The following is a 25,859-nucleotide window of genomic DNA, read 5'->3' on the forward strand; positions in this document are numbered from 1 at the left end:
GTGACAATACCCACTCATTTAGTAGCACAAAACATTAAAAACCCGACCCCACAGCCTGATTATTTCCAGTTAATATTCACTCGCTAAATATTTAGCAGCGTGTCTATTAAGGAAAAATAATGACTATAAAAAAATCAGCGCTGGCGGCAACGATCGGCGCGGCAGTGGCATTGACTACCTTCGCTTCTCAGGCGGAAATCACCGTTCTTAAGCAGGATCCTCAGGCGGGTAACCCGCTGAGCCGCCTGAACTTCACCGTTGGCGGCAGTATCCGTCCTCAGTTCCAGAACATGACCGGCGACGACGGTAAAAACAGCTACAAGCGTAACGGCTTTGACGGCGGCACCCGCTTCCGTTTCGCTGCAGATTACTACCTGTTTGATGACATCAGCTGGATCAGCTACTACGAGCTGGGTGTCAATATTCCTGCGCAGTTTAACTGGGATCACCACTACGCCGACGGCGCACACGACACCACGCGTCGTATGCTCTACACCGGTCTGAAGAGCGACACCTGGGGTACGCTGACCTTCGGTCAACAGAACAGCGTTTACTATGATGTGGTGGGCGCGAAAACCGATATCTGGGACTACGACATGATCGGCCAGGCTCCGGGTAACGGTATCAACGGCGATTACGACGGTTCTTACCGTTCACGCCAGATGCTGAAATATAAGAAAACCGTGGGTGATGCCGATATTTATGCATCCTACCTGTTTGAAGACAGCGAATACCTGCCGGGCAACGGCCTGCGCTACAAGCGTAAAGGCGGCGGCTCGCTGGGTCTGGATTACCACCTGACCACCGACCTGACCTGGGGCGCGGCGTGGAACTACACCCGCGCGGACATGCGTAACCCGGACAACGGCGACAGCAAAACCTACGACCAGAACATCCTCGGTACCGCGCTGAGCTGGACGCCGGACAACTGGACCTTCTCCGCTGGCGGCGGCTGGTATCAGAACTTCCTGACCACCAAAAAAGTGTCTGTTAACGACTACTTCGCCGGTGATGCATGGGGTATTGAATACTTTGCGGGCTACAAGTTCCCAGTCGGTCAGTACGCGGTTAAATCCATCCAGCCTTACTTCATGGGTGACCGTATTGAGTACGTGAACGGCCGTAACTACCAGCGCATCGACAACGGCGTGGGTATCAGCTTCCAGCTGGATTACGGCTTCCGCGTGGATTACGAACACGTGTTCACCTCCAGCACCGACAATCTGGGCGACATGAACCTGGTGCGTCTGCGTTACGACTTCTAAGTCGTTTTGTAGGGTGCGGCATGATGCCCTCACCCTGACCCTCTCCCACGGGAGAGGGAACAAACATTAAAAACGGCAACCCTGGTTGCCGTTTTGCTTTTACCTCGCCATCCGACTTTATTTTAGCGATCAAGCCACTCAGCAATCTCTTCGTACGTCCCGCGATAGACAATCTTCTCCGCTTTTTTCTCCAGCTGATAGCCGTACATCGGGTCGTAATAGTCCTTCAGCAGCGGCGCAAGCCAGCTGAAGTGCGCCTCTGTGCTGCCGGAGCGTTGCTGTTCCAGCAGCGCGGAATCTAACAGCGCGGTGAATTCTGCATACCGCTGCAGCCCCAGACGGCGGCGAATGGCGAACAGGCCGTGGTGCAGGTACTCGCTGTACTCCCTCCAGCCTGCTTCCTCGCCGTAGGCGGCAGAAAAGTCCGCCCACATGTGGTCGAAATACTCTTCGCGCAGGCGCTCAAGACGGACGTTAAACGGGTCTTCGACGACAACGATAGGGGCTTCAACCATGCGGTCGCGCAGGCACTCCGGCAGATGGTTGGAGCCAATCATCCGGCCTTCATCTTCCAGCACCCAGCGCGCGGCGTCTTTTTTCAGGAGCTCAGCCGCAAGGTGATTTTCAAAGCTCGCCTGGGAAAGCTGCGGCGTGAGCGTGCGGCCAAACGACGAACCGCGATGGTGCGCCAGCCCTTCCAGATCGATACCCTGAGCGTGCTGCTTCACCAGCAGGGTTTTACCGTTTCCGGTGCAGCCGCCAATAAGCACCATCGGCTTTTGTGACTGCTCGATGGTCACCTGAATTGCCGTCTGACGCAGGGCCTTATAGCCGCCGCGGATCAGCGGGTAGTCGACGCCCGCCTCTTTCAGCCAGGCCTGAGAGATATGCGAGCGCTGGCCGCCGCGCGCGCAGCAGAGAAAGCCCTCAGGATGGGCAAGGCTTGCTTCCCGCCAGGCGTTGATGCGTGCCTCACGCGTCTCGCCGCTCACCAGCTGATGGCCGAGCGCCAGCGCGGCTTCGGGGCCCTGGCGCTTATAGCAGGTGCCGACGGCGGCGCGCTCGTCGTCGTTCATTAAGGGCAGGTTGATCGCCGCAGGCATCGCGCCCTGGGCAAATTCGATCGGCGCGCGAACGTCGATTAAAGGGGTATCAGACGCGAGGATCGCGCGATAGTCCGTTCCATCGTTCATGGTTATTCCAGAAGAAAACTCAGCAGCAATGGGCGGGGATTGTACGCCGGGGAAGGGGAAGGTCAACTCCCCGGCGCAGATGTCTTACTTGAGCTTTGACTGTGCCCAGACAATACCGCTCGCATATTCCGGAGGCAGGAGCGGGATCATGGCTTCCAGGGTGGCGCTCAGGCGGCCCGTGTCGCTGTCGTTCAGGTTCAGGTGACCGACCTTACGACCCGCGCGGACCTCTTTGTCATACCAGTGCAGATGCACGAGCGGCAGCTTCAGCCAGTCGTAGTTCAGATCGGTGCCGATCAGGTTGATCATCACCGACGGGCAGTTCACCACCGGCTGCGGCAGCGGCAGGTCGACGATCGCGCGCAGGTGCAGCTCGAACTGGCTGATGGACGCGCCGTTTTGCGTCCAGTGCCCGCTGTTGTGCACGCGCGGCGCAAGTTCGTTGATCAGCAGACCGGACGGGGTGATAAAGCACTCCATCGCCATGACGCCCACATACCCGAGTTCGTGCATGATGGCAGAGAGCATATCTTCCGCCTGCGCCTGCTGGTCAGCATTGGCGTGCGGGAAGGCGACGCTGGTGCGCAGAATGCCGTCCTGATGCAGGTTATGCGTCAGCGGATAAAAGACGGTATGCCCGTTGTGCCCGCGCGCGCCAACCAGCGACACTTCACCGCTAAAGTTGATGCCCTGCTCAACGATGCACTCGCCGTAGCAGTCGTCCGGCAGTTCTGCCGTTTCATCTGCACGCAGGCGCCACTGGCCGCGGCCGTCGTAACCGCCCACGCGGCGCTTCACGATTGCCAGCTCGCCCAGCATCGCGAAAACGTCATTCCACTCGCTTTTATCGGACAGGAGCTGCCACGGCGCGGTCGGCAGACCGAGCTTGTCGAACAGCTGCTTTTGCGTCAGACGGTCGGCGATGATCGGGAATACGTCGCGGTTAACGAAGGCGTTATGACGCGCCAGCTCGCGGGTCAGAGCCGTTTCCGGCCAGCGTTCGATCTCGGCGGTGATCACGCTCTGGTGGAACGGTACGGCTTCCGGTTCGGCGTCCAGCCCGACGGGCCAGACGGCAATACCCAGCGGCTCACCGGCCTGACGCAGCATGCGGCCTAGCTGGCCGTTACCGAGGACGCAAACCTGCTTCATGCCGCACCCCGCGGGTCCGGATTGTCCAGCACCTCGTCGGTCTGGGCTTTACGCCACTCCGCCAGACGCTGGTGTAATGCTTTATCGTGCGTCGCAAGAATTTGCACCGCCAGCAGGGCGGCATTGGCAGCACCCGCTTTACCAATCGCCAGCGTGCCGACAGGAATACCGCGCGGCATCTGGACGATGGAGTAGAGGCTATCCACACCGCTTAACGCGGCGCTTTGGACCGGAACGCCTAGTACCGGCACCAGGGTTTTGGCGGCAATCATGCCTGGCAGATGTGCTGCGCCGCCCGCACCGGCAACGATCACCTCATAACCGTTCTCTTCGGCGCTTTCGGCGAAGCTGAACAGTTTGTCCGGTGTGCGGTGCGCGGAGACCACTTCAACGTGGTGCGGAACATTCAGGATTTCAAAGATTTCGGCGGCGAACTGCATGGTAGCCCAGTCGCTTTTGGACCCCATCACGATGGCGACACGCGCCGGATTATTGCGGGAAGACATGCGTCTTAAAACTCCTGTGGTGCGAAACACACTGCTTTCGAGGGCACAGAGAATAGCATGTTATACGGGCAAGGAAAACGGTTGCGCGGTTAAAAGGTGAGCAGTTATGGCGAGAAAGCGATAACAAAAAAGACCGCACGATGGCGGTCTTTTATGTGATGTTACTGAAGATCCCCTGCGGACAGGTTCTCGTTGTCGAACGCGCGGCTGACATCGATATGATTTACCATGCTGGTGTCGGCATTCGAGCCTGATTTTGGCACGGAGAAGCGATTCTCCGCGGCCTGTGCGCCTGTGGACACCACGACTGCCAGCAGCAGGGTACTTACGATGCTGATGTTTTTCATTCTCTGTTCCTTCCTCATCGTATTGTCGCTGTCGCACGTCGTAGCTGGCGGCACGGCAATCAGGGTTTTTATTTAGTCAGTTCTGCGGTCATGTACACGCGGTTGTTGACCTTCGCGCTCGTGATTTTATAAGAGGCATTCTGCTCGGCGGCCTGCGCGGCAATTTTCGCTTCTGCGCGGTCAAGGGTAGAGGCGGTTGCGCTCACGCTTTGAGCGAAAGAACCGAAAGAAACCAGGGAAAGAGCGGCAACTGCAACGAAAGTTTTGATGGATTTCATGGTCGTATTCCTTAAGTATTTTATCTGGGATAGGGCGTGTTGCCCTGATGTGATAAATAATAAGCCGACCACGGGCTGATTAAAATCGAAACAATTTGCCGATATTGTTCAAAAAAATAGAATGATAGTGTGAGGGGTTAGAACGGAAACGCGATCAGCTCCACGCCCTCTGGCGTGACTTTGACCATGGAGCCTTCGGTGTGCCAGGCACCCAACACCACGCGATGGGCCGCTTCGCCGTTGGCGATAAGGGAATGGACGTCAGGACGGTGCGTATGACCGTGGATCAACCACTGAACGCCATGCTTTTCCATTACGCTCACCACGGCCTGCGGGTTCACGTCCATGATGGTCATGGATTTGCTGCTGTTGGCGGCTTTACTGCCCGCGCGCATTCTGGCGGCGATGCGGTTGCGGATAAACAGCGGCAGCGCAAGGAACACCTTTTGGATCCACGGGGTGTGGACTTTGGCGCGAAACGCCAGGTAGCCAGTATCGTCGGTGCAGAGCGTGTCGCCGTGCATGATCAGGACCCCGCGGCCATAGAGATCGAGCACCTGCTCTTCCGGCAGCAGCGTCATGCCGCTTTCGCGGGCGTAGCGCTTGCCGATCAGGAAATCACGGTTGCCGTGAATGAAGTAGCAGGGAACGCCGGAATCCACGAGGGCGTGAATGGCGGCTGCCATTTCACGGTGCAGCGGGTTAGGGTCGTCGTCGCCAATCCAGGCTTCAAAGAGGTCGCCCAGGATGTACAGCGCATCGGCGCTTTTCGCTTCACCGCGTAAAAAACGCAGAAAACCGGCGGTTATCGCCGGTTCTTCTGTTTGCAGATGCAGATCCGCAATAAAGAGTGTCGCCACGAATTACTCGCTGACGGTCACGCTTGTAATCACAACGTCTTCTTTAGGAACGTCCTGGTGCATACCGCTGCGGCCAGTAGCGACGGCTTTGATCTTGTCAACCACGTCCATACCTTCAACCACTTCTGCGAATACGCAGTAGCCCCAACCCTGCAGGCTTTCGCCGGAGAAGTTCAGGAAGTCGTTGTCGGCCACGTTGATGAAGAACTGCGCGGTGGCAGAGTGCGGAGCCTGAGTACGGGCCATTGCCAGCGTACCGCGGGTGTTTTTCAGACCGTTGTTCGCTTCGTTTTTGATCGCTTCTTTGGTCTCTTTCTGGTTCATGCCAGGTTCAAAACCGCCGCCCTGGATCATAAAGCCGTTGATCACGCGGTGGAAAATGGTGTTGTTGTAGAAACCTTCGCGGCAGTAGTCCAGGAAGTTTTTAACTGTTTCAGGCGCTTTGTCATCAAAGGTTTTGATTACGATATCGCCATGATTAGTGTGGAAAGTAACCATTTTTGCATCCTGTTCCGTTATTGTGGTACGTCGACCCGCGTTCGGGTCATCTATAGGGGCTTGTTATAGCATAACCACAGGATGCGATCACCTTGCATTGTGTGCTGCTTCGGGTTTGAATTACGGGTAGAATAGCCTGTTTTCAACCACACACGTGTTTACATGGAATCTTCGATGTTAAAAATCTTTAATACAATGACGCGCCAGAAAGAGGAATTTAAACCTATCCATGCCGGGGAAGTCGGCATGTACGTGTGTGGTATTACGGTTTACGATCTCTGTCACATTGGCCATGGCCGTACCTTTGTCGCTTTTGACGTGGTGTCACGCTACCTGCGTTTTCTGGGCTATACCCTGAAATACGTGCGTAATATCACCGACATCGACGACAAAATCATCAAGCGCGCAAATGAAAACGGCGAAAGCTTCGTTGCGCTGGTCGATCGCATGATCGTCGAGATGCATAAAGATTTTGACGCCCTGAATATTCAGCGCCCGGACAGCGAGCCGCGCGCGACCCACCACATTCACGAAATTATTGAGATCACCGAAAAGCTGATCGCACGCGGCCACGCGTACGTTGCGGACAACGGTGACGTGATGTTCTCCGTGCCGACGGACCCAACCTACGGTGCGCTTTCCCGTCAGGATCTGGAGCAGCTGCAGGCCGGGGCGCGCGTTGACGTAGTTGACGTGAAGCGTAACCCGATGGACTTCGTACTGTGGAAAATGTCCAAAGAGGGCGAGCCAAGCTGGCCATCCCCGTGGGGCGAAGGCCGTCCGGGCTGGCACATTGAATGTTCCGCGATGAACTGCAAGCAGCTGGGCAAGCACTTCGACATTCACGGCGGCGGTTCGGATCTGATGTTCCCGCACCATGAAAATGAAATCGCGCAGTCCACCTGCGCCCACGGCGGCGAGTACGTTAACTACTGGATGCACTCCGGGATGGTAATGGTTGACCGCGAGAAAATGTCTAAATCGCTGGGTAACTTCTTCACCGTGCGCGACGTGCTGAAATATTACGACGCGGAAACCGTGCGCTACTTCCTGATGTCCGGCCACTATCGCAGCCAGCTGAACTACAGCGAAGAGAACCTGAAACAGGCGCGCTCGGCGCTGGAGCGTCTGTATACCGCGCTGCGCGGTACCGACAGGTCTGTTCCTGCTGCTGGCGGCGAAGCGTTCGAAGCCCGCTTTGTTGAGGTGATGAACGACGACTTCAACACCCCGGAAGCGTACTCCGTGCTGTTCGACATGGCGCGCGAAGTAAACCGCCTGAAGTCAGAAGATATGGCCGCGGCGAATGCGCTGGCATCCCATCTGCGTAAGCTCTCCTCCGTGCTCGGCCTGCTGGAGCAGGATCCGGACGCGTTCCTGCAGAGCGGTGCGCAGGCGGACGACGGTGAAGTGGCGGAAATTGAAGCGTTGATCAAAGCGCGTCTGGAAGCGCGTCAGGCAAAAGACTGGGCGGCGGCAGATGCGGCGCGCAACCGTCTGACCGAGATGGGCATCATTCTGGAAGATGGCCCGCAGGGAACGACCTGGCGTCGTAAGTAATTTTCCCCTCACCCTAACCCTCTCCCGCAGGGAGAGGGAATTGTTAGGTTTTCTCCCTCTCCCCGCTGGAGAGGGAATTATTAGGTTTTCTCCCTCTCCCCGCTGGAGAGGGGATTATTAGGTTTTCTCCCTCTCCCCGTGGGAGAGGGCCGGGGTGAGGGCATCAGCGCGCACGTTTCCTCCACCACAGCAACCCCATCAGCACGACTCCCGGCAGCCACACCCACAGCAGTTCTGACACGATCACCTGATGCCCGTACGGCGTGGTGTAGCGCGACAGCGCAAACGGCGCGACCTTAATGACCTGCCACGGCGCAAAGAAGCGTTCATCTGACCACGGCCACAGCCAGCCGACGCCTTTCCCGCCCGTGGTAATCGAATCCAGCAGGCTGTGCGACAGCAAAGACACGGTTAAAAACAGCCAGCACCGCGCCAGGCTGGCCCGGAACCATCGTCGGCCAATCAGCACGCAGAGTATCGGCACCACAAAGGCGAACAGCAGGGAGTGGGTAAAGCCGCGATGGCCGAAAACATTGCCGTACGCGACGCCGAACTTGAACGCCAGCACGTCGGCATCCGGCAGCATAGCGAGGACAATCCCGGCAAACAGCAGGCGGGGAGGAATCACTTTGGTTCCGAGGCCTAAGCCCAGACAAAGCGGAACAGCAGCGTGAGTAATAACGGTAGGCATTGCGATTATCCATGGCAAATCATGGAAATATAGCAGCAATCCCGCGCCGGCAGATCCGCGTCAAATTCTTATTTTTACGCCGACTCGCGTGCGATAAGCTGCCCGGAAAGCGTAATGCGCTGGGTTTGCAGCGTCGGCTCCTTCAGCGTGCGAATAATCAGCCCGGCAGCCTGACGCCCGGTCTCTTCGCTGGCGGACGACACATAGGTGAATGACGGCGAGGTGAGGTTAACGTGGAGCATATCTTCGAAACCGACCAGCGCGACCTGCTGCGTCAGAAACACATCTTTACCCACCGTTCGTCCGACCTGATGAATACCGGAGATGGAGCCGATCATGGCATCCGGAGAGTGGCAGAGGAGGGCGGTGATGGTGTTGTTTTTTTCCAGCAGCTGGCGGGTGGCGAAACCCGCAGCCAGGGTGTCATCGCTGCAGGCCGGAGAATATTCATCGCGCCAGACCAGCCCGTTCTGCGTCATCGCGCTGCGAAAACCGAGCAGGCGCTGTTCGCGAATAAGGCAGCCTTCACGTCCGCCAATGTAGGCGATATTGCGATGGCCGCGCTCGATAAGATAACGCACCGCCAGATTTGCCGCCTGACGGTTATCGCGCATCACCAGATTGCATTTTTCATCCAGCAGCGACTGCGAGACCACCACCAGCGGCAGCGGGCAGCGGCGAATCTGCTCCGGCAGGGTAGACTTGCGGGTATCGGAGGCCAGATAGATAACCCCGGCGACGCCCTGCTGCTTAAACGACAGCAGGCAGCGCTCAAGATGGTCATGGTCGTTCTGGGGCTGGCCGAGAAAAACCATATACCCCTGTTTTTCAAGATCCTGGACGATGCTCGCCATCACCTTGATGGAGAAACTGTCGCTAAAGTCACGGAGGATCAGGCCAATCAGATTGGACGTATTGGCGCGGAGATTGGCAGCGGCAACGTTATGAACATAGCCCAGCGTATTGATGGCAGCGTTGACCTTCTCGATCGTTGCCTCTGAGATTTTCCCTTTCTGGCGCAAAACCAGCGAGACGGTTGAGACCGACACGCCCGCGTGCTTTGCGACATCAATAATGCTGACTTTCTTCAAAACCGCTCCCTGAAATTCACCGATTATCAGTCAGATACGACAATGCGTCTCCCAGACTACAGGAGACGCGTCGTTCAGGCATCTTATTATTTGCCGATCATGGTGGACATGGTCTGGGCGATAAACTGTGCTCTGGCACCGAAAATCACCTGAATACCGTTGTCGCCGACGAAGACCACGCCGCGCGCGCCGAGTCCGTTCAGGCCGTCTCTGTCTACCACCTCGCTTTTTGCGACTTCCAGGCGCAGGCGGGTGATACACGAGCCGACGGAGTCGATGTTATGCGCCCCGCCCAGCAGGGTAATGATCTCGGTCGCGAGTTCTGAATCAGACTTATCATCCGCGTTGGCGGTCACTTCAGTGCGGCCCGGCGTTTTCACGTCGAAACGACGGATCACAAAGCGGAACGTGAAGTAATAAATCAGGCCCATTGGAATACCGATGATGATGGCATTCAGGAAGTTGGTCTGATAACCGTTAAAGGACGGCAGGATCCCGAATGACAGATAGTCGATAAAACCTGCGGAGAACGACTTGGCGATATGCGCATGCAGCAGATACATGGTCATGTAGGCCAGGCCCGCCATGATGGCGTTAAAGACGTACAGGATCGGCGCCACGAAGATAAAGGTAAACTCGACCGGTTCGGTGATCCCCGTCAGGAAGCAGGTCAGCGCCGCAGAGAACAGAATACCGGCGGCGATTTTCTTATTCTTCGTATGGGCTTCGTGATACATCGCCAGGCACGCGGCGGGCAGCGCGAACAGCATCAGCGGGAATTCGCCCTGCATGAATTTACCGGCATTCTGGTAGGTGTCGCTGCTGAAGGATTTCACTCCTTCTTCCAGCATCTTGAACCAGATGGTCTGGTCGCCGTGGATCACCTGTCCTGCCTGGGTGGTGTAATCCCCGAACGAATACCAGAAGGACGGATACCAGATGTGGTGCAGGCCGAGCGGGATCAGCGCGCGCTCAACCAGACCGAAGATAAAGGTCGATGCCGCCTGATTATCGCCGTTAACCACCACGGAGAGCGCGTCGATACCGGCCTGGATATGCTGCCACACGTACGGTAGCAGCAGCCCCATCAGGAACGACAGAAACGCCGTTGCAATGGCCACGAAGCGCTTGCCGGAGAAAAAGCCCAGGAACTCCGGCAGCTGCATGGTGTGGAAGCGGTTATAGCACCAGGCCGCGAGAATACCGCAGATCAGGCCGCCGAAGACGCCCATCTGCAGCGTCGGGATGCCGACGACCATGGCGTATTTCCCGCCCTGGGAGGCCATTTCCGGCGTGATGCTCAGCACGGTGCTGATGGTGATATTCGTGACAAACACCGACACCGCCGCAGACAGCGCGGCGATGCCGGATTCTGACGCCAGACCCACGGCGGAGCCAATGGCAAACAGCATCGGCAGGTTATCAAAGATAACCCCGCCCGCGTTCATCATCAGCGGCAGATGGAACTTATCGCCGAAGGCCAGCAGCAGGCCCGCAGCGGGAAGCAGTGAAATTGGCAGCATTAAGGCGCGACCAATCATCGATAACTTAGACAGCGATTTAACAAACCCTGATATCAGACTCATGCTGATTTCCCCCGAGTAGCGCTTTTTTGGCGCTGTTATTGTAAGTATAACGTTTTAGTAGAACGTTCTACTTATCGTGGGCAAAGAGTGAAAAACGCGCAACAGAATTTTCATATTTCAACAGATGAAATAGTGATTATTTGAAGTTGATCGATAAATAACCGCGATGGGTGTGAGGGGATTTAATATTCCCTCTCCCTGTGGGAGAGGGTTGGGATGAGGGCATCAGACGGCTCAGGCCGTAACGGTTACGCTCTGTCCTTCAAAGCTCACGGTCTGACCCGCGACAATCTTGCAGCGCTTGCGCGTTTCTACCACGCCGTCGACTAAAACCCGCCCGTCGGCGATAACGATTTTCGCCTGCGCGCCGCTTTCGCTCCAGCCTTCCAGCTTCAGCAGATCGCACAGCTCAACGTGCGGGTGTTTACCTAATGAAAAAGTCGCCATCTTACGCGTCCTCTACGTCGTGATATTCTTCGCACGCCTGCAGCGTGTTCTGAATCAGCGTTGCTACGGTCATCGGGCCAACGCCGCCCGGTACTGGGGTAATGTAAGAGGCGCGAGCCGCGGCGTCTTCGTACACTACGTCGCCGACCACTTTGCCGTTTTCCAGACGGTTAATCCCAACGTCCACGACAATCGCGCCCTCTTTGATCCACTCGCCCGGAATAAAGCCCGGCTTGCCGACCGCGACGATCAGCAGATCGGCGTTCTCAACGTGGTGGCGCAGGTTTTTGGTGAAGCGGTGGGTCACGGTGGTGGTGCAGCCCGCCAGCAGCAGCTCCATGCTCATCGGGCGGCCCACGATGTTGGAGGCACCGATAACCACGGCGTTCAGACCGTAGGTGTCGATGTTATAGCGCTCCAGCAGCGTCACAATGCCGCGCGGCGTACACGGGCGCAGGCGCGGCGCGCGCTGGCACAGACGGCCAACGTTGTACGGATGGAAACCGTCCACGTCTTTATCCGGTGCAATACGCTCCAGCACCTTCACGTTGTCGATGCCTGCAGGCAGCGGCAGCTGAACCAGAATACCGTCGATCTCTTTATCGGCATTCAGGGTGTCAATAAGTTCCAGCAGTTCTGCTTCGCTGGTGGTTTCCGGCAAATCGTAAGAGCGGGAGACGAAGCCCACCTCTTCACACGCTTTGCGCTTGCTGCCGACATAAATTTGCGATGCCGGGTTGCTGCCAACCAGCACAACGGCCAGCCCGGGGGCGCGTTTTCCGGCAGCTTTACGCGCCTTCACTTTTTCCGCGACCTCAGAGCGCACCTGCTGCGCAATCGTTTTACCGTCAATAATCTTTGCTGCCATCAGAGAGAAGATTCCGTCTGTAACGTTTGAAAGGGGGGATGGCGTGTATTTTGTCAGAAGCGAGCGTCGCTGTCAGTCACCCTTTACGCGTTTTTATCAGTGAGACGCAAAAACCCTTCTTAGGGGATGGTCAATTTCTTAGGCGGTATTAGGATGTGACCTGGCGAAATGGCAGAGTTTTGACATATTTAAAAAACGCGTCCTGAGCTACTTTGTCTCCTCCGAAATAAGCTTTCAATTAATCAATTGAACGTATTTCTTATTCCCGATTATTCGCGGGAAGGGTTATTTACATTTTAAAGGAATAGACATGAAACTCAGCAACATTGCTTCTACTGTTATTGCTACTTTGGCCCTGGTTGCAGGTGCCGCAAATGCAGCAGATCCTGCTGCGCCGGTTTCCGTTAATGGCGGTACCGTACATTTTAAAGGTGAGCTGGTTAACGCGGCTTGTTCAGTAAATACTGATTCTTCCGAGCAGACCGTTAATCTGGGTCAGTATCGTACCGCGAAATTTACCAAAGTGGGCGACACCACCTCTAATATTCCATTCAACATTGAACTGAATGATTGCGATCCGCTGGTTGCCAAAACTGCCGCTGTTGCGTTCACCGGTCAGATCGACCCAACCGACAAAACCCTGCTGGCCGTGACCTCCGGTAACAACGACAACACCGCGAAAGGCGTGGGTATCGAGATCCTCGACAGCAAATCCAGCGTTCTGACCCCAGACGGCGCGACCTTCTCTGCTGCGCAGACGCTGATCGAAGGGACGAACACCCTGAAGTTCACCGCGCGTTACAAATCAACGGCTGCCACCACTGAGCCAGGCCAGGCGAACGCTGACGCCACCTTCGTAATGAAATACGAGTAATTCCTCCGCACAGGGATGTTCAGGCCTCAGGGACGAGGCCCGTCATACGCTAATGCCAGGAACGAAGGATGACAAGGACTGGAACACTACTGCTGTTAACCCTTGCGATGGCTTGCCCGGCATCGGCGCATACCGTGGTGATCGAAGGTGGCAAGGTTCATCTCCGGGGTGAACTGGTGAACGGCGGCTGTGCCGTGGCGCCCGACAGCCAGAATATGCGCATCGACATGGGGCAGTACCGAACCAATTCATTTTCCGGTGTGGGCAGTTTTTCCACGGTTAACGTGCCTTTTACCGTGCGGCTGCTGGACTGCAGCGTTGATGTTTCGCGCACCGTGGGGATCCAGTTTCAGGGCGTGACGCCCGCAGAAGATCCGCAGGTCTTTCTGGCGACATCGCGGCCGGGGGAAACGCCTGTCAGCAGCGGCGTGGGGCTGGCGCTCTTTGACGAACAGCAGCGTCAGATTATCCCAAACGCCACGGCCGTCAGCTGGCTGCCGATCGATACCCGCGAGCTCGCGTTCCATTTTAGCGCCCGCTATCGGGCTATTTCCGAACACCTCGAGCCAGGCAAAATTCAGTCGGATGTCTGGTTTACGTTGATTTATCCATAACACCTGCGAACACATTATTAAAGGTACGGTTGTGATGAATACCCTAATTAAACCAGGACTTTTTTTATCGTTTATTTTGATGATGGTTTCTGCCTGCGCAAATGCTTCCGGCGGTATTGCGCTGGGGGCCACGCGCGTTATTTATCCCGCAGAGGCGAAGCAAACGTCGCTGGCGATCACCAACAGCAACAAACAGGAACGCTATTTAATTAACGCGTGGATCGAAAATGCGAGCGGGCAAAAAGAAAAAACCTTTGCCGTCACTCCCCCCCTGTTTGTCAGCGAGCCGAACAGTGAAAACACGCTGCGTATTATTTACGCCGGGCCAGCGCTGCCAGCCGATCGTGAATCGCTCTTTTACATGAACGTGAAGGCGATCCCGTCGGTGAACAAAGCGAAAACGGAAAACAATAACGTGCTGCAGCTGGCGATCCTCTCACGCATCAAGCTGTTTGTGCGCCCGAACAACCTGGCGATGCAGCCGGAAGAGGCGCTTTCCCAGCTGCGGTTTGAGCGCGCGGGCAGCCATCTCAAGGTCAGCAACGCATCCCCGTATTACATCACCCTCGTCAATCTGAAGATGGGCGGGCAGACGCTGGAAAACCTGATGGTTGCGCCGAAAAGCTCGGCACAGCAGGTGCTGCCAGCCGGTGCCAGCGGCACGCTTTCCTGGCAGAGCGTGAATGACTACGGTGCCATCACCCCGGCGCGTAGCGTCAACCTGTGAGTAGAGTCAGGGCGATGAAAAACCACCAGGGACGTTACTGCCCGGTTGCGCTGGCGCTGATGGCTGCGCTCTGGCCGCAGGCTGGCTGGAGCGAAAGTTATTTCAACCCGGCCTTCTTGTCGGACGACACCGCCAGCGTGGCGGATTTGTCGCGTTTTGAACAAGGACACCAGCAGGCACCCGGCGTTTATCGCGTGGATATCTGGCGTAACGATGAGTTTATCGGTACCCAGGACGTGCGTTTTGAGCAGGCCGAGAACACGCCGCCGGTGGCGGGCGGTTTGTCGGCGTGCATTACGCGCGCGATGCTGGATCGCTTTGGCGTCAACGTCGCGGCGTTTCCCGAGCTGGCTAAGGTGCAGGGCGATACCTGCGTTCCGTTGACCACGGCCATACCCGGCAGCGAAACGGTATTCAACTTTGCCTCTCAGCGTCTGGACGTCAGCCTGCCGCAGGTGGCGTTGCAAAACAGCGCCCGGGGCTACATTCCGCCTGAACAGTGGGATGAAGGCATTCCCGCCGCGCTGGTGAACTACAGCTTCACCGGTAACCGGGGAAGCGAAGACGACAGCTATTATCTGAACCTGCAGAGCGGGCTGAACTATGGCGCCTGGCGTTTACGTAACAACGGCGCATGGCGGTACACGCAGAATAACGGGCAGCGGCACAGCGAGTGGCAAAATATTGGCACCTGGGCACAGCGCACCGTCATCCCGCTTAAAAGCGAACTGGTGCTGGGCGACAGCAATACCGGGAATGACGTCTTCGACAGCATGGGGTTCCGCGGCGGGCGGCTCTTCTCGTCTGACAGCATGTACCCGGACAGCCTGCAGGGCTACGCGCCGACCGTGCGCGGGATCGCCCGTACGCCCGCCAAAGTAGTGGTTCGCCAGAACGGCTACGTTATCTATCAAAGCTATGTGCAGCCGGGCGCATTTGCGATTACCGATCTTAACCCGACCTCCTCAAGCGGTGACCTGGAAGTCACGGTCGAAGAGAAAGACGGTACCCAGCAGCGCTATACCGTGCCGTACTCCACCGTCCCGCTACTGCAGCGTGAAGGGCGCTGGAAGTATGATCTCGTTGCCGGGGATTACCGCAGCGGTAACAGCGATCAGGATACGCCGTTCTTCACTCAGGGCACCCTGATTACCGGTCTTGCCAACGGTTACACGCTCTACGGCGGTACGCAGCTGGCGTCACGCTATACCGCGGTGGCCGTAGGGGCCGGAAAAAACCTGGGCGACTGGGGCGCGGTCTCGCTCGATATCACCCACGCCCGCAGCCAGCTCGCGGACGACAGCAAGCATGAAGGCCAGTCTCTGCGCTTCCTCTACGCGAAATCCCTTAACGGCTTCGGCACCAACTTCCAGCTGCTGGGCTACCGTTACTCCACAAAAGGGTTTTACACCCTCGACGATGTCGCCTGGCGCTCAATGGAGGGCTATCAGTATGCCGATAGCCAGAACGATAACGATGTGCCGGACGTGCAGAGCTATCACAACCTGACGTGGAATAAAAAAGGCCGTTTCCAGCTCAACGTTTCTCAGTCTCTCGGGGACTACGGCTCGGTCTATATCTCCGGCAGCGAGCAGACCTACTGGGGAACAGACGAGACGAACCTCTGGTACCAGCTGGGCTACGCGGGCGGCGTGAAGGGGATCAACTACTCCGTCTCGTGGTCGTGGAACAAATCCGTGGGGATAGACGGTACCGATCGGATCGCGTCGTTTAACGTCTCCGTGCCGTTCAGCCTCTTTACCCGCCAGGGCTATCGCCGGGAGAGCGCGATTGATCGCGCCTACGCTACGGCATCCGCCAGTCGAAACAGCGATGGCGACACAAGCTGGCAAACCGGCGTCAGCGGAACGCTGCTGGAGGACCGCAACCTGAACTACAGCGTGACTCAGGGACACGCCAGCACCAACGGCTCAAGCGGAAGCGCCAGCGCCAACTGGCAGGCGACCTACGGCACGCTGGGCGTGGGCTACAACTATTCCCGCGATCAGCACGATCTCAACTGGCAGCTCTCCGGTGGGGTGGTCGGCCACGCCGACGGCGTGACCTTCAGCCAGCCGCTGGGCGACACCAACGTGCTGATCAAAGCGCCGGGGGCATCGGGCGTCAGTATTGAAAACCAGACCGGCGTGAAAACCGACTGGCGAGGCTACGCGGTGATGCCGTATGCCACCGTCTATCGTTACAACCGCGTGGCGCTGGATACCAACACCATGAGCAACAACACCGATATCGAAAACAACGTGAGCAGCGTGGTGCCGACCAAAGGCGCGCTGGTACGCGCCAGCTTTGATACCCGCATTGGCGTGCGCGCCCTGCTGACGGTAACGCGCGGCAACCAGCCGGTGCCGTTCGGCGCGGTGGTACGCGAAACCAAAAGCGGCGTGACCAGCATGGTGGGGGATGACGGGCAAATTTACCTGAGCGGGCTGCCGCTGGAGGGCGAACTGCTGATCCAGTGGGGCGACGGGGCGCAGTCCCAGTGTCGCGCGCCTTACAGCTTGCCTGAAAAGAGCCTGCAACAGGCGATCACACTGAAGGGGATTCGCTGTGAATAAAACCCAACTCTTTGCCTTGTCGCTTCTGGCGTTACTGCCCGCGACAAACGCGTTAGCCACCGTGTGCGTCAATGAAAAAGGCGTGCCGACGGAGGTGCATTACGACCTGACGGATAAATTCAACAGCTCGAATAACCAGATTGGGCAGGTCGTGACGCTCAGCGAGAAATCGCAGTGGGTAGGGGTAAATGCCGTCTGCCCAAAGGGCACGACCGGGAATACCACCAAGCGCAGCTATGTGACCGATTATCCGGTAACGGGAACGAGCGATGGCTATCAATATCTGAAGCTTAACGACTATCTGGACGGGGCGATGAAAATTACGGACAGCTTTGCTGGCGTATTTTATCCGCCAAAAAACTATATCCAGATGGGGAGCCATCCTAACGTCTCCAAAAACAAACCGTTTGGCGTGCAGGACTCCAGCCTGGTCTTCCGTTTTAAGGTGACCCGGCGTTTTATTAACATGGTCGTGATCCCGCGCGCCACCATGTTCCGCGTTTACGTCACCACTACCTCTTCCGATCCGCTCACCACGCCGGTCTATACCATCAGCTACAGCGGTACCATCCAGGTGCCGCAAAGCTGCGCCATCAATGCCGGTAACGTTGTGGAGTTTGATTTCGGCGACATTGGCGCCTCCCTGTTCAGCAAGGCGGGTGTAGGTAACAAACCGGAGGGGGTCTCATCGCAAAGCAAAACCATTGCGATCAAATGCACCAACGTGGAGGCGAACGCCATGCTGACGATGCGCGTCGAGGCGGAAAAAGTCTCTGATAATGTGCTGGTGTCGGATAACCCGGACGTGGGGTTCATCATCGCCAACGAGAGCGGGGCGCCGCTGACGCCCAACAACCTGACAAGCAAAATTCCGTTCCGTCTCGACGACAGCGCGCAGGCTCAGGTGGGGATCCGGGTCTGGCCGGTGAGCGTGACGGGCAATAAACCAGCGGAAGGGCGCTTCACCTCGCGCGGATACCTGCGCGTGGATTACGACTAAGGAGCCGATATGCGAAACGGGATCCGTTTTATCACCGTAGCGCTCTTTGCGCTTTGCACCCAGGCTCAGGCGGACACCGCGTTGGGCGAAATTAACATTCGGCTCTACGGCAATATCGTCGATTTTACCTGCGTTGCCGAGGGCAGCGACAGCGACAAGGCCGTCCCGCTGGGCACCTGGCCCACGAAACAGCTCAGCACCACCGGGAGCCGCACGCAGCCTATGCCGTTTACGCTGAAGCTGACCGGCTGCCCGCCGGGCGCGGCGTCCATTACGTTTTCAGGTAAAGCTGATGGGAGCAATAGCGGCTTGCTGGCGCTGAATGACGCCAGTACTGCAAGCCATGTCGCCGTTGAGATCAGGGATGCGGATAAAACTCGCCTGGCGCTTCAGCAGGCCAGCCAGCCGGTTTCGGTTGACGCACAGGGAAATGCGACGCTGTCGTTTTATGCCAATTATATTGCCACTGCCGATAACCCTCAGCCCGGACGGGCTGATGCGGATGCCACCTTCATGATTAATTATAATTAGCACTGACCGCACTCCCTGCAGCTCAGATAAGCTGCAGGGAGTGAATTCAGGTTATAGCAGTTCGTGGGCTTTGGCGTAATCAATTAATTCTACGATGCTTTGCACACCCAGCTTGGAATAAATATTGGATTTGTGCGCGCTAATGGTCTTGTTGCTTAATAGTAGCTGTTCAGCAATTTCCTTGTTGGATAATCCATTCGCCAGATACCGTAATACCGTGACCTCGCGATTCGATAATGGCATATCGACTGCCATCCCTTTCCCTGAACCCAGGTGGTTTATAAAGTTCAGGGTTTCCGACGGGAAAAAGGAATAGCCCATAAGGATCATTTCTACGGCGTTGTAGATCTCACCCAAATCTTTTCGTTTACTGACGAAGCCATTTGCCCCGGCGCGAATGGCGCGACCCGCGTAAAATAACTCTGATTTAGACGAGAGGAACAGAACCTTAATGTTTTTGTTTAAGTTTCTGATTCTCTTAAGTAAAGAGAAGGCATCCGTGCCCGTGAGTTCAATGTCAAGGATCACCAGATCGATAGGGTGATTGCGGATACAGTCAAGGACTTCATGGCTATCGCCAGACTTGAGCTTGACTGCGATATTCTTATTTTTCTGTAGCAGGACCTCTATCGACATTCTGACGATAGGATGTTCGTCCATAATGATAACGGATGCCGGTTTCATTTTTAATGCCTCAGATTGTTAAAAGCGTTATACAGAGTTTGGTAAAACTCTCGAAATGCCGGAAGGATATAATGTGCAGATCCCTGTACCGTAGTATTTCCCTGGGAAGAGCGAAAGCATCCTTGTTTACGTAATGAAAAGAACTATGCCTCAGCGCGGTCATCTCATTAGGCTGGTGTTGGCAAAAAGGTTTTTCTTATTCAGATTTGATACGCATCTTATTATACAGGGTAAGTTTTTTCCGAAAACCCTGTAAATTAATATGAGGGTATTGGTTTGTATTATCTTCTGGATATGAATCGCTATTTTTTTAAAAATAGCGGAAATGTCCTGTTATCCCATTTACCGCATATTTTCATCTTTATGTAATAACAAAAAATAACAGATATCGCTGTATGTTGATCAATTGTTAACAAAAACACGCCTCTTCAAAAGGGACGAACCCGCAAACGTGAGGTTAAAAATTGCCCTCGCAGGCCGACTGACCTTCATCTGAAAGTGCTTGCGCCGATCCGGCTAACGGCGTCTGGTGCACAGGAGAACATGCTATCCGCTTCGCTTTTTACTCCTGGCAGTTGTCGTTAAGCTGCTTGTTTTTACATCATTATCATCTTGTTAACGCCTTCTGCATTCGCTTAACGGATGGAGGAAAGTGCTGCCGTTCCGCTAATTTGTGGCATTTCACAAGGTTCGCGCCCATAAATTAGGAATAGTTATAAATTCGATTTTATTGTTAAAAATTAACATTTTCGCAACGCAGGTGGTAAGTAAATTCTTAAACCGCTTTAGGAAATAAGGGGTTAGGAGGTAAGTGAAAACGTGCAGTCTGAGAGGTTATTAAGAAGATGGAGCAATTCCTGGCGATGGCTTAGCCCCAGCTTTAGGAGGATGCAGCTGAGACGATAGATAATGCGGCTATAGGGGCGATTCTGCATAAGGGCAATTTGACGCAATGTCCTGCCCCGGGAAAGCTCCTGCAGGATAGGCCATTCGTTGCGCGAGAACCAGTCTTTCTCGGTACCCAGCGGAGGTAGGGTATCCAACAGGCTGTGCTGGAGCGCAGCGGCGCTCAGCTGACGTTCGAGCACATGAAAGGGACCCGCCGCTTTGCAGAAGAGGCGGGTATCGTAATTATCGGCCCGGACCAGCAGCCAGGGCGTCAGGAACGGAGGAAACAGGCTATGCCGTCTCAACTGATCCAGTTTCTCCAGAAGCCCCGTGGACCGGCTTTCAATATCCACGACCAGGCGGGCTGAAGGCCACTGCGTTTGAGCGATAAGGGCGTCGTCCAGCGTGGCGTAGTCGCAGCAGCTGCTCAGGGGAAACTGGGCGTTGAGAAAACCGGTGCGCAGGTAGTGATCCTCCGTCACCAGAAGGATAAACGGGGCGTCGGTTTTGCGGGGCTGGCCGATAGACTGGCTCAAAAATTCGAGCCGGTCGAAAAAGGGGGGAGTAAAAGGTGAGCGCGTAAATCCCAGTGCATCACTTCCTGTACGCCGCCGCCGGTAACGGCGCACTGTCATTCGCATGGTCTCCCTCCTGGAAATGGCTTTTTAATCCTCCGGCCATGTCCAGGACGGCCAGTAATATCCCTGGCCGAGGTCTGCGCCTGCCTGCAGTGCCCAGGTACGATCGCGTTCAGTCTCAATACCTTCAATAAGCACTTTCCCGGCAAGCTGAAAGCAAAGGGAAACCAGTTGCCTCAGCGCAGGGGTGTCGCGTAAACGCCAGAATGCTTCCTTATCTATTTTGATGCCGCTTAACGGGAGTCGGCAGGATAAAAACGACTGCACGGTGACGTCATCCACGTCATCAAGCCAGATTGCGTGTCCCTGTCTGCTAAGTTGCCGCAAATTTTGAACGACATGCTGCTTCTCGACGAGGGTCAGCGCTAAAAAGGATGCGAGGTCGACAATCTCAATATTGAGCGGCACGCCTGGCAACCGGATAAGTCGCTGAAATGACGCGGGCTCTGTCAGGACGGTTATCGGCAGATTAATAAAAAGATTATGACCGTGCGGCGCATTTTTTAACGCGCCAAGCTGCGCTTCAAGCAGCGCTATCGACCAGTCTGCGGACCGTTCGCAAAAAAAGTCCTCGCTGTGCCGCGTGTCGGACAGAACGCTAAGTACCTCCACGCCAACCAGGCGCAAGGAGGAAAGGGCGACGATGGGCTCAAGCTTAATGCCGACGATGTCCTGAGAAATGTACTGTAACCGGGGGGGCGTATCGATCAGGTTTTGCGCTGTCACTCCATTGTCCTGTTGTCTGCCAGCCTCCAGGCGGCCGGGATACCTGACTCTAGTGTGACGAGCTGACGTTCAGGAAAACAGCAGGCGTTACTTAAATGCAACTAAGCCTTTTCGCAGCGCTAAATTTTACTGTGAAACAGGACGAAATGTTGAGAAAATAGCCGTATTTACAATCGGCTAGCGGTAATTGCCGTGGAAAACGGAAAAGGCATTGACTCACCTGCCATTGACCGTATAATTCTTCGCGTTTCATCACCGCGAAGTACACGCATATCAGTGCGCCCTTAGCTCAGTTGGATAGAGCAACGGCCTTCTAAGCCGTAGGTCGTAGGTTCGAATCCTACAGGGCGTGCCATTTCATTTCATAGAGTTACGCCTCCTTCACATCCTCCTGATTTTCGTTGTGGGACATATTTGGGACATCGCCCCTAAAATTTACCGGTCAAGAAGGACATTTATGTGGTATCTACTCGCAACTTCGCTTGCCGCACTCTCCCTTAATAAAAGCCTGGCTTACCTGATTCTGGGATTAACGGCATTTCTCGGCTGGAAACAGAGTATTCTTTACGCCCCGGCGCTGCTGGTTATTGCATCAATCGTCGTTGGCTGGTTTGCTGTTGAATGGCTACGTAATAAAAATAATAAATATACATATCTGGTCGAAGGCCTGTGCGTGGCCATCGCCGTTGCCCTGGTTTTGCATGTGATCCCGGGTTTTCATAACCTCAAAGTGCTGGATGCTGTCGTCGTAGGTCCGCAAAGCATACCGTTCAGTATGTACTTTAATATGGACAAGGCAGTGGTGCCGTTCTTTTTAATTACGTGCATGCCAACGTTATTCGTAGCAAAACCCCTCTATAAAGCGGGCAAGGTCGGCTGGGGAATATTGGTTCTTGCGATACCCGCGCTGTTACTTCTGGCTGTTGCGTTGGGTGGACTTAGAATTGAGCCGCATGCGCCAGAATGGTTCGCTCAATTTGCCCTTGCGAATATTTTTTTCGTCTCTTTGGCTGAGGAAGCCTTGTTCAGAGGCTACCTGCAGCAACGCTTGTCCCGGATTATTCATCCTGTTGTCGCGCTGTTGATTGCCTCAGTCATCTTTGGACTGATGCATTATAGCGGCGGTTTACTACTGATTATTTTTGCCAGCCTCTCCGGCATTATTTACGGCCTGGCGTGGATGTGGAGCGGCAGGCTTTGGGTTGCGACGTTATTCCATTTTGGGCTGAACTGCGTGCATTTATTGTTCTTCACCTATCCGATGTATGCCCCTCATGCGGTTATGTGATGCTTTTTAAATTAGTCGCCTTATAAATTTAGCGACCTCCGGATAAGCATAAAAAGCCCCGCAAAATCGGGGCTTTTATATCTTCCGGGCGCATGAATAACAGATTTACCTTCGCGTCATAATGAATAGAAGGCTAATCAATTTCATTTTAAGCAGGCTTAAGGTTTTCTTAATCTAAAAATTATCTCTCATTAAAATTTGGATTTTTATCATTCTAAAATCTTCTAAAAAGAAATTTTACACTTTTACGCGTAAACTGGATTGATACTAATTATCATTAGCGTTGTTGTATGCTTTAATCCTGTCCCACAAAGCTATGAGTCGTTAATCCCGTTGGTCTATTAAGGATATGTTCATGAATTCTCGCCTGCTGTCCTGCTTCTCGCTTGCCTTGTTGTCTTCATCACTTTTCCTTTTTACACAATCGGTTGCGGCCGATAACAGCGAAGGTATCGTTGTTTATAACGCGCAGCACGAAAACCTGGTGAAGTCGTGGGTGGACGGTTTTACTAAAGAAACCGGCATTAAAGTCACTCTGCGTAATGGCGATGACAGCGAGCTGGGTAACCAGCTGGTTCAGGAAGGCAGCGCGTCACCGGCAGACGTGTTCCTGACGGAGAACTCGCCTTCAATGGTGCTGGTGGATAACGCCAACCTGTTTGCGCCGCTGGATGCAGACACCCTGAAGCAGGTACCGGCAGAATATCGTCCGGCGCACGGCCGCTGGATTGGCATCGCGGCCCGCAGCACGGTGTTTGTGTATAACCCGGAAAAACTGAACGAACAGCAGCTGCCTGAATCGCTGATGGATCTGGCAAAGCCCGAGTGGAAAGGCCGCTGGGCGGCATCACCGTCAGGCGCGGATTTCCAGGCCATCGTGAGCGCGATGCTGGCGCTGAAAGGCGAGAAGGCCACGCTGGAATGGCTCAAGGCGATGAAAGCCAATTTCGTTGCCTATAAAGGCAACAGCACCGTGATGAAAGCGGTCAATGCCGGTCAGATTGATGGCGGCGTGATTTATCACTACTACCGTTTTGTCGATCAGTCCAAAACCGGTGAAAACAGCAAAAATACCCAGCTCTACTACTTCAAACACCAGGATCCGGGCGCGTTTGTGAGCCTCTCCGGCGGCGGCGTGCTGGCATCCAGCAAGCATAAAGCGCAGGCGCAGGCCTTCATCAAATACATTACCGGTAAAGAAGGTCAGGAAAGCCTGCGTACCAACAACGCCTTTGAGTATGCGGTGGGCGTGAACGCGGCCTCGAACCCGAAACTGGTCCCGCTAAAAGATCTTGATGCACCGAAAGTTGAACCTTCAACGCTTAACAGTAAAAAAGTTATCGAGCTGATGACGCAAGCCGGCCTGCTGTGATCCTGAGAGTAAAGTGAACGTCTTATGTCTGGTCTGAGTCTCGACATCGGAAAAAACAGAGTGCAGGAGCCTGCCCGCAGGCGTCCTGCACTGCCGATGGTGGCGTTAGCTGTGTTGTTTTCATTAATGGCGCTTCTGCCTCTGGGTTTTATCATTGCCATTGGCATTGAGACCGGCTGGGAAACCATTAAGGCGCTGGTGTTTCGCCCGCGTGTTGCTGAGCTGCTCAGCAACACGCTGTGGCTGACGGCTTTAGCGGTTCCGCTGTGTATCGTGACGGGCGTGGCAATCGCCTGGCTCACGGAGCGCACGCAGCTTGCCGGGAGAGGGATCTGGTCCGCACTGGCGGTCGCCCCGCTGGCGATCCCCGCGTTTGTGCAAAGCTATGCCTGGGTGAGCGCTGTCCCGTCCATGCACGGGCTTTCCGCGGGCGTGTTCCTCTCCGTACTTGCCTACTATCCGTTTATCTATATGCCGGTTGCGGCGGTGCTGCGTCGCCTTGATCCGACGCTTGAAGATGTCGCCGCTTCGCTGGGTACGCCGCCGTGGCGGGTCTTTTTCCGCGTGGTGCTGCCCCAGCTCAAGCTGGCTATCTGCGGCGGCGCGCTGCTGGTGGCGCTGCACCTGCTGGCGGAATATGGCCTGTACGTGATGATCCGCTTTGATACCTTCACCACGGCAATTTATGACCAGTTCCAGTCTACCTTCAGCGGCCCGGCGGCGAACATGCTGGCGGGCGTGCTGGCCTTGTGCTGTCTGGCTATATTAATGCTGGAGGGCGTGACGCGCGGAAAAGCACGCTACGCGCGCATTGGCGCCGGGGCCGCGCGCGAGCAGAAACGCTGGCCGCTGAAGCCTGCGGCCGCAGCGCTGGGCCAGCTGTTTTTCATCGTGCTGATCGTTCTGGCGCTGGGCGTGCCGCTAGTTGTCCTGTGTCGCTGGATTTGGCTCGGCGGCGTGCAAAACTGGATGAGTGCCGATCTCTGGCACTCCCTGCGCCAGACGCTGATGCTCGGCGTGGGCGGTGCGCTTCTGACGACCGCGTGCGTGATCCCCATCGCGTGGCTGGGTATCCGCTATCCGCATCGCATCTTCCGGATGCTTGAAGGGTGCATCTATATCACCAGCTCGCTGCCGGGCATCGTCACGGCGCTGGCGCTGGTCACCGTCACCATTCATTACGCCCGTCCCATTTACCAGACGGAAATTACCCTGTTCCTTGCCTACCTGCTGATGTTTATGCCCCGCGCGCTCATCAACCTGCGGGCGGGGATTGCGCAGGCGCCGGTTGAGCTGGAAAACGTGGCGCGCAGCCTGGGCTGCACGCCCGCGAAGGCGCTCTGGAGCGTCACGATGCGGCTGGCCGCGCCGGGCGCGGCGGCGGGTGCCGCGCTGGTTTTCCTCGGCGTCAGCAACGAGTTGACCGCCACGCTGCTGCTCTCTCCGCTGGGCACGCGCACGCTCTCCACCGGATTCTGGGCGCTGACCAGTGAAATTGACTATGTTGCCGCCGCGCCTTACGCGATGCTGATGATCCTGATTTCACTCCCGCTGACCGCCATTCTCTATATGCAGTCGAAAAAAATTGCAGGGCTATGA

The 25,859-nt window shown here is 55.6% G+C and carries 26 protein-coding genes and 1 tRNA gene; 12 read left to right on the forward strand and 15 right to left on the reverse strand.

Annotated features, from left to right (window positions below; translation table 11 throughout):
• Positions 1-119 precede the first annotated feature (119 nt).
• Complete coding sequence (locus WM95_RS06090) at positions 120-1,265, forward strand: porin (RefSeq protein WP_088544694.1); 1,146 nt, start codon at positions 120-122, stop codon at positions 1,263-1,265.
• A 122-nt stretch (positions 1,266-1,387) separates the two neighbouring features.
• Here the strand turns inward: WM95_RS06090 and mnmH are convergent, their stop codons facing one another.
• From mnmH to ppiB, 7 genes are all read right to left on the reverse strand, one after another.
• Positions 1,388-2,458, reverse strand: coding sequence for a tRNA 2-selenouridine(34) synthase MnmH (gene mnmH, locus WM95_RS06095; RefSeq protein ID WP_063409637.1), 1,071 nt, complete (start codon positions 2,456-2,458; stop codon positions 1,388-1,390).
• Between the two features lie 84 nt (positions 2,459-2,542).
• A complete protein-coding gene (purK, locus tag WM95_RS06100; protein WP_063409638.1) occupies positions 2,543-3,610 on the reverse strand; it encodes a 5-(carboxyamino)imidazole ribonucleotide synthase in 1,068 nt (355 codons plus the stop codon).
• Entirely contained in the window at positions 3,607-4,116 is a 510-nt protein-coding gene (purE, locus tag WM95_RS06105) for a 5-(carboxyamino)imidazole ribonucleotide mutase (RefSeq protein WP_063409639.1), read from the reverse strand. Before purE ends, purK begins: the two co-directional genes overlap by 4 nt.
• Before the next feature lie 161 nt (positions 4,117-4,277).
• A complete protein-coding gene (locus tag WM95_RS06115) occupies positions 4,278-4,463 on the reverse strand; it encodes a hypothetical protein (protein ID WP_029741050.1) in 186 nt (61 codons plus the stop codon).
• Between the two features lie 68 nt (positions 4,464-4,531).
• Complete coding sequence (locus tag WM95_RS06120; protein WP_023310633.1) at positions 4,532-4,741, reverse strand: YdgH/BhsA/McbA-like domain containing protein; 210 nt, start codon at positions 4,739-4,741, stop codon at positions 4,532-4,534.
• Between the two features lie 137 nt (positions 4,742-4,878).
• Positions 4,879-5,601: a UDP-2,3-diacylglucosamine diphosphatase gene (gene lpxH, locus WM95_RS06125; protein WP_063409640.1), complete on the reverse strand. Its 723-nt coding sequence runs from the start codon at positions 5,599-5,601 to the stop codon at positions 4,879-4,881.
• Between the two features lie 3 nt (positions 5,602-5,604).
• Positions 5,605-6,099 carry a peptidylprolyl isomerase B gene (gene ppiB, locus WM95_RS06130; RefSeq protein ID WP_023310635.1) on the reverse strand — a complete coding sequence of 165 codons (495 nt, stop codon included), beginning with the start codon at positions 6,097-6,099 and terminating at the stop codon, positions 5,605-5,607.
• 174 nt (positions 6,100-6,273) lie between these two features.
• On the opposite strand from ppiB, the gene cysS reads away from it, so the two are divergent.
• Entirely contained in the window at positions 6,274-7,659 is a 1,386-nt protein-coding gene (gene cysS / locus WM95_RS06135) for a cysteine--tRNA ligase (protein WP_063409641.1), read from the forward strand.
• 163 nt (positions 7,660-7,822) lie between these two features.
• Here cysS and WM95_RS06140 read toward each other — a convergent pair whose 3' ends face one another.
• The 5 genes from WM95_RS06140 to folD all read right to left on the reverse strand — a co-directional run bounded on the left by WM95_RS06140 (position 7,823) and on the right by folD (position 12,342).
• Positions 7,823-8,350, reverse strand: a complete 528-nt coding sequence (locus WM95_RS06140) for a metal-dependent hydrolase (protein WP_045400772.1) — start codon at positions 8,348-8,350, stop codon at positions 7,823-7,825.
• 74 nt (positions 8,351-8,424) lie between these two features.
• Positions 8,425-9,441 carry a Mal regulon transcriptional regulator MalI gene (gene malI, locus WM95_RS06145; RefSeq protein WP_059446541.1) on the reverse strand — a complete coding sequence of 339 codons (1,017 nt, stop codon included), beginning with the start codon at positions 9,439-9,441 and terminating at the stop codon, positions 8,425-8,427.
• An 86-nt stretch (positions 9,442-9,527) separates the two neighbouring features.
• Positions 9,528-11,027, reverse strand: coding sequence for a PTS transporter subunit EIIC (locus WM95_RS06150; RefSeq protein ID WP_023310639.1), 1,500 nt, complete (start codon positions 11,025-11,027; stop codon positions 9,528-9,530).
• A 234-nt stretch (positions 11,028-11,261) separates the two neighbouring features.
• A complete protein-coding gene (gene ybcJ, locus WM95_RS06155; RefSeq protein WP_045356450.1) occupies positions 11,262-11,474 on the reverse strand; it encodes a ribosome-associated protein YbcJ in 213 nt (70 codons plus the stop codon).
• 1 nt (position 11,475) lies between these two features.
• Positions 11,476-12,342: a bifunctional methylenetetrahydrofolate dehydrogenase/methenyltetrahydrofolate cyclohydrolase FolD gene (gene folD / locus WM95_RS06160; RefSeq protein WP_008499332.1), complete on the reverse strand. Its 867-nt coding sequence runs from the start codon at positions 12,340-12,342 to the stop codon at positions 11,476-11,478.
• Positions 12,343-12,652: 310 nt separating this feature from the next.
• On the opposite strand from folD, the gene fimA reads away from it, so the two are divergent.
• The 6 genes from fimA (at position 12,653) to sfmF (ending at position 18,664) form a co-directional block, all read left to right on the forward strand.
• Positions 12,653-13,216 (forward strand): type 1 fimbrial major subunit FimA, encoded by a 564-nt coding sequence (gene fimA, locus WM95_RS06165; protein WP_023310641.1) that lies wholly within the window; start codon positions 12,653-12,655, stop codon positions 13,214-13,216.
• A gap of 68 nt (positions 13,217-13,284) precedes the next feature.
• Positions 13,285-13,830 carry a type 1 fimbrial protein subunit FimI gene (gene fimI, locus WM95_RS06170; protein ID WP_023310642.1) on the forward strand — a complete coding sequence of 182 codons (546 nt, stop codon included), beginning with the start codon at positions 13,285-13,287 and terminating at the stop codon, positions 13,828-13,830.
• A 34-nt stretch (positions 13,831-13,864) separates the two neighbouring features.
• Complete coding sequence (fimC, locus tag WM95_RS06175) at positions 13,865-14,557, forward strand: type 1 fimbria chaperone FimC (RefSeq protein ID WP_023310643.1); 693 nt, start codon at positions 13,865-13,867, stop codon at positions 14,555-14,557.
• A gap of 14 nt (positions 14,558-14,571) precedes the next feature.
• Positions 14,572-17,133 (forward strand): fimbrial biogenesis usher protein, encoded by a 2,562-nt coding sequence (locus WM95_RS06180; RefSeq protein WP_063409731.1) that lies wholly within the window; start codon positions 14,572-14,574, stop codon positions 17,131-17,133.
• Positions 17,126-18,133 carry a type 1 fimbria D-mannose specific adhesin FimH gene (gene fimH / locus WM95_RS06185; protein WP_088544695.1) on the forward strand — a complete coding sequence of 336 codons (1,008 nt, stop codon included), beginning with the start codon at positions 17,126-17,128 and terminating at the stop codon, positions 18,131-18,133. The genes WM95_RS06180 and fimH overlap by 8 nt, the downstream gene beginning before the upstream one ends.
• Before the next feature lie 9 nt (positions 18,134-18,142).
• Positions 18,143-18,664 carry a fimbria assembly protein gene (sfmF, locus tag WM95_RS06190; protein WP_023310646.1) on the forward strand — a complete coding sequence of 174 codons (522 nt, stop codon included), beginning with the start codon at positions 18,143-18,145 and terminating at the stop codon, positions 18,662-18,664.
• Positions 18,665-18,715: 51 nt separating this feature from the next.
• Here the strand turns inward: sfmF and fimZ are convergent, their stop codons facing one another.
• The 3 genes from fimZ to WM95_RS06205 all read right to left on the reverse strand — a co-directional run bounded on the left by fimZ (position 18,716) and on the right by WM95_RS06205 (position 21,600).
• Positions 18,716-19,348, reverse strand: a complete 633-nt coding sequence (fimZ, locus tag WM95_RS06195; RefSeq protein WP_023310647.1) for a fimbria biosynthesis transcriptional regulator FimZ — start codon at positions 19,346-19,348, stop codon at positions 18,716-18,718.
• A gap of 800 nt (positions 19,349-20,148) precedes the next feature.
• Positions 20,149-20,877, reverse strand: a complete 729-nt coding sequence (locus tag WM95_RS06200) for a helix-turn-helix transcriptional regulator (RefSeq protein WP_063409730.1) — start codon at positions 20,875-20,877, stop codon at positions 20,149-20,151.
• A 24-nt stretch (positions 20,878-20,901) separates the two neighbouring features.
• Positions 20,902-21,600 (reverse strand): EAL domain-containing protein, encoded by a 699-nt coding sequence (locus WM95_RS06205; RefSeq protein ID WP_063409729.1) that lies wholly within the window; start codon positions 21,598-21,600, stop codon positions 20,902-20,904.
• A 278-nt stretch (positions 21,601-21,878) separates the two neighbouring features.
• On the opposite strand from WM95_RS06205, the gene WM95_RS06210 reads away from it, so the two are divergent.
• From WM95_RS06210 to WM95_RS06225, 4 genes are all read left to right on the forward strand, one after another.
• A tRNA-Arg gene (locus WM95_RS06210) sits at positions 21,879-21,955 on the forward strand.
• 102 nt (positions 21,956-22,057) lie between these two features.
• Positions 22,058-22,888, forward strand: coding sequence for a CPBP family intramembrane glutamic endopeptidase (locus WM95_RS06215; RefSeq protein ID WP_063409728.1), 831 nt, complete (start codon positions 22,058-22,060; stop codon positions 22,886-22,888).
• 355 nt (positions 22,889-23,243) lie between these two features.
• The gene (locus WM95_RS06220; RefSeq protein WP_063409727.1) at positions 23,244-24,260 is read left to right on the forward strand and encodes an iron ABC transporter substrate-binding protein; all 1,017 of its coding nucleotides are present in this window, start codon (positions 23,244-23,246) and stop codon (positions 24,258-24,260) included.
• Positions 24,261-24,284: 24 nt separating this feature from the next.
• Positions 24,285-25,859 (forward strand): ABC transporter permease, encoded by a 1,575-nt coding sequence (locus tag WM95_RS06225; protein WP_063409726.1) that lies wholly within the window; start codon positions 24,285-24,287, stop codon positions 25,857-25,859.

The sequence above is a fragment of the Enterobacter cloacae complex sp. ECNIH7 genome (assembly GCF_002208095.1).
GTDB lineage: Bacteria > Pseudomonadota > Gammaproteobacteria > Enterobacterales > Enterobacteriaceae > Enterobacter > Enterobacter cloacae_M.